Genomic DNA, 11,165 nt, shown 5'->3' with positions numbered 1-11,165 from the left:
TTTCTTTGACTAATTGTTTTCTTAAAGTATTCATAAAAAATCTCCTTTACGACATTTGATTATATTTAAATCATTGCCATAAAGAAGATTTTTATTAACCTTGAAGCACAAATTATTTTACATTACCTTAAATCTATTTATCCTTTTATAAATTTGAATAACTTTTATAGTCTTTTGTTGACTGTATTAAGGTCATTGAACTTGAAATCATGCGAGATTATGAAAATCAGATTATAGTAAGTTGCTTAGATAAGATTCTCAAACATTATAAGCTTATTCTTACATTAAAATACATAGATGAATTATCTATAGATGTAACCAAACTGGTTTTCTATGATTGTCTGAAATTTCAAATGGCTTCATCATTTCTGATAGGAATTTCTACTTTTCACTCTTAGTCGCCACACAGAAATGATTCCAGTTGCATTTTCGAATAAAAAAATACACCCATCACATGATGCAGACCAATCTGGTCAGTCCACTCATCTATTAGTTCTATTATCCCTTTAGGTGAGTCATTGTTGAATTTCCATTCGATATAACAGTGTAGCATATCAAAGAGTAATAGAAATACAATAAGCATAATCAGCTTTTTCATCTTCTTCATTTTGATATTACCTATTTCAATTTTCTTCACTATGTTTTAGCCCTTTCAGTATAAAGGCAGAAAGACAGATGCACAGCAACAATATTATAGTACTCCCCATTATTTTTCCTACAGTGGTTATGTGGTAACCAGAAAAGTTAAATATAGCTGAAATAGGATAAAAGGTTTTTAGAGTATTTGACATACTAGCAAATAGTCCAGTAACAGAATAAATTTCAGTAAATACTAACGCAAGCCAATACCCTTTTTTCATACGTGATACCAGCGCGATAATGGGTGAAATTGCAAGGAATACACCTACACCACCTAAAAAATATTCTTTCAAAGAACTTAAAATCAGTTCTACTGATAAATCGGAAAGATGTAAAATAACTTCAGTCAAAAATGTTATGGCAAAGAGCAACAAATAAAGGAGTATGCTAAATGCAAAAGTAACAATCATTTTTGCAATGGTTAATTTTGCTTCATTTACAGGAATTAGGCGCAGAGATTTTATGGTATCATCATCTTCTTCACGACAAATCATATAACTCCCTAAAAGGGCAATGACTGCTGGAAGAACAAAAAAAGTTGCCCAGGGTTGAACTTCGTCCATATACCACCCTGCATTGTCTATATACCGAGAGCCCTCATATACAGTTTTTAATCCATAGTGTAAATCTGGTCCATCATGCACACCTTGTCCTCCTGCAAAAATCATAGTAGCTACCATAACTATTGCAAAAACTGCAATCCAAACAACCTTTGAACGGCGAAGCTTTTGGCTTTCAGCCCAAAGTAATTTTTGCATGATTCATACCTCACTTTCTTTTTCTTAATGCTATATTTACAAGTACTATTGAAACAATATCCCAAATGCAAATACAAAGAAATGCAAGTGGAATGTTAATTGCCTGTGTATATACAAGACCTGGGATATCTTTATTTCGCATAACGATAACTGCCATACTGGATAACGGGTGTAAATACATATTTACTGTCATTAAGATAAAACCAGAAAAGGCATACACCAATGTTATACAAGTTGGGAGAATGTATCCTTTTTGCGACACAGCGATTGCTAAAATCGGTAGCATTACAAAAGCAATAATAACACCAAATTCCAAACATTTTTTCAGTAAATATAAAACGCTTCCCCATTCAAATACGACATATCCAGGAAGTATACTGAATATAATAGAAGCAATGGCTGTAATCAGCATGAAACAAATAGAGTAAATCAAAACCACAAAAAATTTACTGAAAAAGTATCCCATTTTGCTTATAGGCACAATCAAAAGTTGTTTGAGTATATCATACTGATTTTCTTCGCGCATAAGTATCGTGCAAAGCATTCCCAAAACGACAGGCAAAATAATAAAAATAGTATAACTGAACGCAGACCATTTATAAAATTGTATTGGGTCAACATCAGTTTCTCCCAAATGCTTGAAATATAATAGTGCGAAAAATGGCATAATGAGAGTAGCTAACAACATTAACCAAATAAGTTTCTTGCGGCGCAGTTTAAGAAATTCTGTTTGAATAAATTTAAGCAATGCCTTCTCCTCCTGTAATTTTTTTGAAATAGTCCTCTAAAGTATCATTACAAATCCCCGAACTAGTTACAGTAACATTCTGCATAACAAGGGCTTTATTTATTTCACCCATATTCAGATTAGTGTCGTAAATACGTAAGCTATGGCTGTCTTGAACAGAATAATCTTTTAAGTTGAATTGACGCTCTAAAATCAGTAAAGCTTTTGGAGTATCTGACACTTGCAGCAGTATATATTTACGATTTTTCTTTTCTAGTTGGCTCATGCTGCTTTCTTCCAAGAGGACACCATTGTTGATGATTCCAATATCATCAGCCAATAATGAAATTTCCGAAAGAATATGACTTGAAATAAGAATCGTTTTTCCACACTCAACACTTAAATGTTTAATAAAATCTCTCATTTCAGCAATGCCAATAGGGTCAAGACCATTTGTAGGTTCATCCAAAATCAGCACTTCTGGGTCATGTAAAATAGCATTTGCAATTCCCAGACGCTGTTTCATTCCAAGTGAATACTTACCAAACAGCTTTTTGTCTTTATAATGCAATCCTACTATTTTCAATGCGTTTTCAACTGCGTGTGGGCTGGCTGTGCCGCGCAGCTTCGCAAAAATTTCAAGATTTTCTGTTCCAGTTAAATTTGGATAAAATCCTGGTGTTTCAATAATTGCGCCAATACGGGGATATATTTGTTTTTCTCTACCTTTGATATTTTTTCCGAATACAGTTACTTCGCCAGAAGTGATAGGCGTCAGTCCTAAAATCATTTTCATAATCGTGGTTTTACCAGCTCCATTGCGTCCTAACAAACCATAAATTTGACCTTTTTTAATATGGAGATTGACTTTGCTAACCACTTCCTGTTCTCCATAAACTTTTGTCAGATGTTTTGTTTCAATCACAAAATCATTCATATAAAATTTCCTCACTTTCCATAAAACTACTTTTGTCATGTGATAACTGATAGAATATCAGAAACAATCACAATTAGAAGTATACAACATAAACCTTGCCAAAACCTTGCTTTTATCTTGTTTTAGCAGAAAGAAAGCCCTGCATTTTACAGAGCTTTCGGAAGCAATATTGTAAATATAGTCCCCATATTAATGGTGCTGTTGGCGGTAATCGTTCCTTTGTGAACATTGATAAGTTCTTTTACAATCGCCAATCCTAAGCCATTACCTTTTGATGACCTAGAATGGTCACATTGATACATTCTTTCAAAGATATGTAGGAGATTATCAGAAGATATTCCTTTCCCGTTATCTTCTACTACAATTTTGACTTGCTGTTCATTTTCAAAAATATGTAGTGTTACTTTATCTCCATCACTATGCCTAATGATATTTTGTAATAGATTATTAAGAATGCGGGTATATGCGTTTACATCTATGTGCATAGCATACTCAGTTTCAGGTATATCAATTTCATATTCAAAATGGCATTTTTCTAAAATAGGAACCCAATCAGCTATAATATTACGAGATAATTCATTCAAATCGAAAAGTTCAAAATGAAAAATCTGTTCCCTAGAATCCAATTTCACCCATTCAAATAGATTTTCTACAAAATGTTTTAAGTGTTGGGCTTTATTATACGCAACATGTATATATTCGTCCTTTTCTTCTCCTACAACAATATCAGTTTCGATTGCCTCCAAATAACCAACCAAAGAAGCAAGTGGAGTTTTTACATCATGGGAAAGACTTGTCATTAGCTGTTTGTATGCTTGTTCCGATTGTTTCTGCTGGATAAGCTGTGATTGACTGTTGATTGCAATTTCGTTAATATCATAGCAAATTTGTCTTGTTATATCACTCTTCCTTGTTAAAACACGTCGGTTAAGGTTCCCGTTTTTTATATCTTCTAAAGCATATTTTATAAGTGCAAGCTGTGTTCGGACACGCCACAAAATAGAAACGAGATACACTATAATAATTAAAGCAAGAGCAAATGCAAAAAGCAGATAAACATTCATATTTAGGTTATGCCTCCTTATTAAAACGATAGCCAACACCTCGGACTGTCAAAATATAAAATGGATGTCCAGGGTCTGCTTCAATCTTTTTCCGTAATTTACTGATAAAAGACATAATATTACTATCGTCAAAAGCATATTCTTCTCCCCACACTTGCATATAAATCTGTTTTTTGGTAAACACTCGTCCTTTATTAGAAGCCAGAAAAGAAAGTAAATCAAATTCTTTGCTTGTAAGCTGAACAGGAATATTGTCAACGGAAACAACGCGATTTGTTCTGTCAATAACCATGCCTTTTATTATTATGCAATCTGTATCTGTTACAAAAGTAGGGTTTAACATAGTATAACGGCGAATAAGAGAATTGATACGAGCCATAAGCTCATTTATGCAGAATGGCTTTGTTAGATAATCGTCAGCACCTAGACGCAACCCAGAAACTTTATCATTCTCGTCACTTTTAGCGGTAAGCATAAGTACTGGGACATTACTTGTTTCCCTAATTTTTTTCAGAACTTGAAACCCATCTATGTCTGGCATCATTACATCCAAAATCACAAGAGAGCAGCTATTTTTGTTTTCATCAGTCAGGCGTAATCCCTCCACACCTCCATGTGCAATAATAGCAGATAAATTTTCTTGCTCTACACATTTTTTCATAAGAGCACAAAGCTCTTTGTCATCGTCTATAATCACAACATTATTCATATTATAGCTCCTTTCTCCTCTTTGTTCTACTATACGACTTTTTAGAGTCTTTTAGTATTAGCCACATATAATCAATTTTTGAAAATTCCAGTATATTTTGCACCATCTTTCAGAAATGCCCCATTTTATCGCCACTTAGGGGCAAGACATATATTCCATATTCAAATGGTTCTTTCGTTATAATATATCAGCATATATTATATATGGAGAACCAGATAAAATCAAGAAATGGAGTGCGAATACCATGATTTATTTTGCCTAATAATAAGAACTACGTAAATATCCCTAAAAAGAAAGGAGAACAGTAAAATGTAACTAGGTGAATAACTATTGCAAAAAGAACTCAGTATCAAATATCAATACTGAGTTCTTTCAACATTATAATTAGTCTCTCATAAAAATTATATCATTTAGCTTTTGTAAATCATTAAATGGTTGACTACAACTATTATTTTGACATACATAATAAGTAGTTTTGTCGTTTTTTAATCTATAATTATTTAAAAAATCTATCTTAGTATTTTCTTCATTGTATTTTTTTACTAAAAAAGTTGAATTTGGTAAAAAATTTTCACTTACTAAAGTCTTAAAACCAATTAAATCAGAGTTTTCCTTTAAAATACATATGATTTCTTTTGTAGGATAAAGTTCATACATTAATGAAAGCATATAAAAACTATATCCTGTTGGTGAATTTTTTACACTATCTGAATAAAGCTTTAATTGCTTGTATGACAATTCTTCAAGTTTATTGTCACCAGTAATTTTTGCAAGTCTTATAAGATTATATAATTGTACAGAATTACCTGATGGAATAGCTCCATCATATAAGTCTTTTGGTCTTGCTATTAAATTTTCACTATCTTTACCATATAGGTAAAATCCACTTTTTTCATAGTCCCAAAAAAGCTCAATACAACTTTCATTTAATTTTAATGCCTCTTCTAAATACTTTATATCAAATGTTGATTCATAAAGTTCTATATATGCCCATATCAAAAATGCATAATCATCCAAATATGCTAAATAATCAGCACTACCATCTCTATATCTAGCTAATAATCTACCTGCTTTATTCACAAGATTACTATTTATAAAATCAATACACTTATTTGAATACTCTAAATATCTATCCATTTTTAGAGTTTTATAAGCCTTTGCTAAAGCTACTACCATCAATGCATTCCATGATGTCAGAATTTTATCATCTTTATGCAAAGAAGTTCTTTCTCTCCTATATTCAAATACCTTTTTACTCAAATTAGCTATTCTTTCATTATACTTATCATATTCTTTATTTTCTATGAGATTAGGAATACTTTTCCCCTCAAAATTTCCACTACTAGTTATATCAAAATAATCATTAAAGAATTTTCCATCTTCTTCACCTAATATATCAATTATTTCAAGTGGATTAAATGTATAAAATTTACCTTCCTCGCCCTCACTATCTGCATCTTGTGCTGAATAAAATCCACCTTCTTTATCTTGCATCTCTCTAATTACATAATCTATAGTTTTTATAGCAATTTCTTTATATAACTCTTTCTTGGTTATCTTGTATGCATCTAAATATGCAACTGTAAGCATAGCATTGTCATATAGCATCTTTTCAAAATGAGGTGCTAACCATTTTTTATCAGTGGAATATCTTGAAAAACCAAATCCAATATGGTCAAATAGACCTCCTCTGTACATTCCATCTAAAGTTTTTTCCACCATTTTTAATACATCTTCATCTTTTTCTATACTATAGTATTTCATCAAAAACATAAGATTTTGAGGACTTGGAAACTTAGGTGCATTACCAAAACCACCATATTTATCATCATAAATAGTTTTAAATATTCTAACTGATGAACTCAACATATCTTTTGATAAATCACCATCTGTATTTTTCACTCCAAAATCATCTTTAAGAGCCTCTACTATTTCATTTCCAGATTTTATAAGCATATCCTTATTTGTATTCCATTTGTCAGATACATTTTCCAATAAATCTATAACACCTGGTCTATTATATCTTGAGTATTTTGGAAAATAAGTTCCTGCAAAAAAAGGTTTTTTATCAGGAGTCATTATTATAGTCATTGGCCATCCACCACTACCTGTCATTGCTTGACAAACTGTCATATACACACTATCTATATCTGGTCTTTCTTCCTTGTCTACTTTTATTGCTATAAAGTTTTTGTTCATTATTTCAGCAACTTCTTCATCTTCAAAAGATTCATTTTCCATAACATGACACCAGTGGCAAGTTGAATATCCAATACTTAAAAATATCGGTTTATCTTCTTCCTTTGCCTTTTTAAAAGTTTCGTCATTCCAACTATGCCAATTTATGGGATTATATGCATGTTGCAGAAGATATGGAGATTTCTCACTTATTAAATTATTAGGTTTTTTATTCGTTGCCATAATACCACCTCATTTATTATTTTGTTATATGTTTTGCAATAAAAAAATAGATATACACTTATAATAAGCATATACCCATTTTTAACTGTATATATTTAAGTTTTTATCTACTTAATTCCTCTAGGCAAATAATTTTTAAAATACCTACCAAAACAAAACAATACAAGAAATATCAAGCTATTTCTTTAAAGGTTTTTCAAAAGAAGGAGGATTGATATCTATCTTAGTATCATGATTTGGTCCTGGAGTTGATAAATCGAAGTATAACTTAGAATCTTCTGTAACTCCAAAATCCTTGTTTGAACCTGTATCTTTAACCTTGTTTAAAGCATCTCTAAATAAAGCATTATGTGCTTCTTCTCTATTAAGTAAAAAATCAATTGTTTCTTTTACATATTTATCATCAATTTGTCTATATAGATGCTCATAAACTACCTTTGCTCTTTGTTCAGAAGCTATATTTGAAAGTAAATCAGCTACTAAATCACCTGTAACTGTAACATAATCAGCAGTCCATGGAGCTCCTGATGAATTTATTAATACTGGTGATAATCCAGTTAAGACATGAGTTTCGATTTCCCCTGTATCAACTGCTTTGTAATCAACATCATGCCCATTTAATAAATTTATAGTTTGACCTACCATTTCCATATGACTAAGTTCTTCTGCTGCTATATCAAGAAATAAATCTTTTATTTGAGGGTCTTTTATTCTAAAGCTTTGAGCTAAATATTGCATTGCTGCTTTTAATTCTCCATTTCCACCACCTAACTGTTCTTGCATCAAAACGGCATATTGAGGGTTTGGTCTTTCTACTTTTACTTCTTTTAATAAAGCTTTATCATGCTTAAACATATAAATACCTCCGTAAATTATTATTCAGAATTATTATTTACTTAAGTTACATTATTATTCTAAATTCCATCATTAATATTTAATCAATACTTTATCATACATGAATTAAATTATTATAAAACTAAAAAATATTAATCTATACTTGAGATTATTGTAAAATAAAAAACTGAATATCAATAAAAGTTTAATAAAAAACTTTATCAATATTCAGTATCAATTTTTAGTTACATATCAAATTTTCTAATGCATCATTAGGAGCTACAATAGGATAAACATCATAGTCTTTATCTATATCACATTGTAAAAACACAGGTTTATTAAAATCTATTGCATCCAAAACTCTTTCTAATCCTTCCATATCACATGCTTTATATCCATCTATATTATAAGCATTTACAAGCTTAACATAGTCTACATTTTCATTAATATCAGTTTGAGAGTATCTTTGATTAGAAAATAATTTCTGCCATTGTCTTACCATTCCTAGAGTTCTATTATTAAGCAATAAAATAAGCATAGGTACATTATAATTTGCAACTGTAGCTAACTCATTACAATTCATTCTAAAGCTTCCATCACCAGTAACTAAAACTACATTTTTATCTAAATTACCAACTTTAGTTCCAATAGCTGCTCCTAGACCAAATCCCATAGTTCCTAGACCTGCTGATGTTATAAAACTTTTATTTCCTTTAAAATCCCAATACTTTGCAGACCACATTTGGTGCTGGCCAACATCAGTAACAACTACAGTTGGATTTGCCAATTGCTCGTATTTTTCGTTTATTTTTCTAAGTATATTCTGTGGATGAAACTCTTTTTCCTCTACACCCTCACCTTTTCTAAAGGTCTTTATTTCCTCTTTCCAATTGCTATTGTCCTTACCTTCAACTCTTTCTAGTAGTAGACTAAGAACCATCTTTACATCTCCAACTAAAGATATATTGGACTTTATATTTTTACTTATTTCAGATGGGTCTATATCTATGTGTATTACTTTTGCATTTTTAGCAAATTCAGAACTTTTACTTATTACTCTATCACTAAATCTTGCACCTATCGCTATCACTAAATCTGAATTAGAAAGTGCTAAGTTACTTTCTCTACTTCCATGCATTCCAACCATTCCAAGAGATAATTCATTTTTTCTATCTATATTTCCAAGTCCCATAAGTGTATTTAATATAGGTGTATCTATCTTAGTTGCAAATTTTACAAGAACTTCTTCACTATTGGATGATTTAACACCTCCACCAGCATATATTATAGGTTTTTTAGACTCTTTTATCATCTCCACTGCATCTTTTAAAAGTTTAAAGTTGTTTTCATCATCTAAGTCAAAATCATCCTTATAATCCATATACTCATCTATTTGACATAAACCATAGTCCTCATCATTAAAATCCATTTCTGCTAAAAACAAATCCTTTGGAACATCCACAAGTACAGGTCCTTTTCTACCTGAGTTTGCAACTTTAAAAGCTTCTTTTATTGTAGGTACTAACTCTTTAGTATTTCTAACTAGATAATTGTGCTTTGTCATAGATAAGGTTGCTCCAGTTATATCAATTTCTTGAAAAGAATCTTTCCCCAATAAACTAGTTGGAACTTGACCTGAAATTACAACCATAGGAGAAGAATCCATAAAGGCTGTTGCTATACCAGTTATAGCATTCGTTGCTCCTGGTCCAGATGTTGTAAAACAAACCCCCACTGTATTAGTGCTTCTTGCATATCCATCTGCTGCATGAACCAAACCTTGTTCATGTGAAGTCCTTATATGTTTAAAATAATCTGTATAATCATATAGAGCATCATAAAGAGGTATTACTGCTCCACCAGGATATCCAAATATTGTGTCAACTCCCTCTTTCTTTAAACATTCTAAAATTACCTTTGCTCCGTTCATACGCACTACTATGCACCACTCTTTCCCTCAAACTAATCCATTTAATATATTTATTTCAAGAATGACATCATACTTCTTAAATTTCTACCAACTTCAGCTATTTCTGTAGCATATTCTGCTTCTCTAGTTTTTAGGAAGTTTTCACGCCCTTCTTCATTTTCTTTAATCCATGCCTTAGCAAATTTTCCATTTTGTATATCTTCTAATACATCTTGCATACCTTGTTTTGCTGCATCAGTTATTACTCTTTTACCAGATACATAATCTCCATATTCTGCTGTATCGCTTATGCTGTATCTCATTCTTTCAAATCCACCTTCATATATAAGGTCAACTATTAGTTTCATTTCATGTAGACATTCAAAATATGCTACTTCCTTTTGATACCCTGCATCTACAAGTGTCTTATATCCTAATTTTATAAGTTCACTTATACCACCACAAAGTACTGATTGCTCTCCAAATAAGTCAGTTTCTGTTTCTTCTTTAAAAGTAGTTTCTAAAACACCTGCTCTTGTAGCTCCTATTCCTTTTGCATATGCCAAAACTGTCTCTGTGGCTTTTTTAGTGTAATCTTGATATACTGCAAACAATGCTGGAACTCCACTTCCTTTAGTAAATACATTTCTAACTAAGTGACCAGGTCCTTTAGGAGCTACCATTACAACATCAACAAATTCTGGTGGTTGTACTTGATTATAGTGTATATTGAATCCATGTGCAAATGCTAATGTTTGACCTTCTTTTAAATTATCTCTAACGCTTTCTTCATAAACTTTCTTTTGCTTTTCATCAGGCATTAACAACATTGTTAAATCACTTTCTCTCGTAGCCTCTGCTACACTTTTTACTTCAAATCCATCTTCCTTTGCTTTTTGCGCTGACTTACTTCCATCATAAAGTCCTATCACTACATCCACACCATTATCTCTAAGATTTTGTGCATGTGCATGACCTTGACTTCCATATCCTAAAACTGCAACCTTTTTATTTTTTAAAACCTCTAAATTTACATCATTTTCATAATACATCTTTGCCATCTTTACTTCCTCCCAATATTTTCTCTCAATTATTTTGTGATATTTATTTTTATTAGAAATTTATACTCATTATCATTGATTCTATGCTACTTAACAAACTTTATTT

9 protein-coding genes are annotated in these 11,165 nt (G+C 31.3%); all 9 read right to left on the bottom strand.

Annotated features, from left to right (window positions below; genetic code table 11):
• Positions 1-623: 623 nt before the first annotated feature.
• Positions 624-1,397 carry an ABC transporter permease gene (locus IC213_RS11280; protein WP_227482363.1) on the bottom strand — a complete coding sequence of 258 codons (774 nt, stop codon included), beginning with the start codon at positions 1,395-1,397 and terminating at the stop codon, positions 624-626.
• A 10-nt stretch (positions 1,398-1,407) separates the two neighbouring features.
• Positions 1,408-2,145 carry an ABC transporter permease gene (locus IC213_RS11275; RefSeq protein WP_227432975.1) on the bottom strand — a complete coding sequence of 246 codons (738 nt, stop codon included), beginning with the start codon at positions 2,143-2,145 and terminating at the stop codon, positions 1,408-1,410.
• Positions 2,138-3,061 (bottom strand): ABC transporter ATP-binding protein, encoded by a 924-nt coding sequence (locus IC213_RS11270; RefSeq protein WP_227432974.1) that lies wholly within the window; start codon positions 3,059-3,061, stop codon positions 2,138-2,140. The genes IC213_RS11275 and IC213_RS11270 overlap by 8 nt, the downstream gene beginning before the upstream one ends.
• 146 nt (positions 3,062-3,207) lie before the next feature.
• Positions 3,208-4,125 carry a sensor histidine kinase gene (locus IC213_RS11265; protein WP_227863084.1) on the bottom strand — a complete coding sequence of 306 codons (918 nt, stop codon included), beginning with the start codon at positions 4,123-4,125 and terminating at the stop codon, positions 3,208-3,210.
• A 7-nt stretch (positions 4,126-4,132) separates the two neighbouring features.
• Positions 4,133-4,834, bottom strand: a complete 702-nt coding sequence (locus IC213_RS11260; RefSeq protein WP_227432970.1) for a response regulator transcription factor — start codon at positions 4,832-4,834, stop codon at positions 4,133-4,135.
• 384 nt (positions 4,835-5,218) lie between these two features.
• The gene (locus IC213_RS11255; RefSeq protein WP_227482361.1) at positions 5,219-7,255 is read right to left on the bottom strand and encodes a thioredoxin domain-containing protein; all 2,037 of its coding nucleotides are present in this window, start codon (positions 7,253-7,255) and stop codon (positions 5,219-5,221) included.
• A 177-nt stretch (positions 7,256-7,432) separates the two neighbouring features.
• On the bottom strand, positions 7,433-8,110 hold the full coding sequence (locus tag IC213_RS11250) for a manganese catalase family protein (RefSeq protein WP_227432965.1): 678 nt from the start codon (positions 8,108-8,110) through the stop codon (positions 7,433-7,435).
• 220 nt (positions 8,111-8,330) lie between these two features.
• A complete protein-coding gene (gene ilvB, locus IC213_RS11245; protein ID WP_227432964.1) occupies positions 8,331-10,019 on the bottom strand; it encodes a biosynthetic-type acetolactate synthase large subunit in 1,689 nt (562 codons plus the stop codon).
• A gap of 50 nt (positions 10,020-10,069) precedes the next feature.
• Positions 10,070-11,089: a ketol-acid reductoisomerase gene (gene ilvC / locus IC213_RS11240; protein WP_255606542.1), complete on the bottom strand. Its 1,020-nt coding sequence runs from the start codon at positions 11,087-11,089 to the stop codon at positions 10,070-10,072.
• Positions 11,090-11,165: the final 76 nt, after the last annotated feature.

The sequence above is a fragment of the Clostridioides sp. ES-S-0049-02 genome (assembly GCF_020658465.1).
In the GTDB taxonomy this organism is placed as follows: Bacteria; Bacillota; Clostridia; order Peptostreptococcales; family Peptostreptococcaceae; genus Clostridioides.
This window is presented reverse-complemented; position numbering and strand designations above follow the sequence as displayed.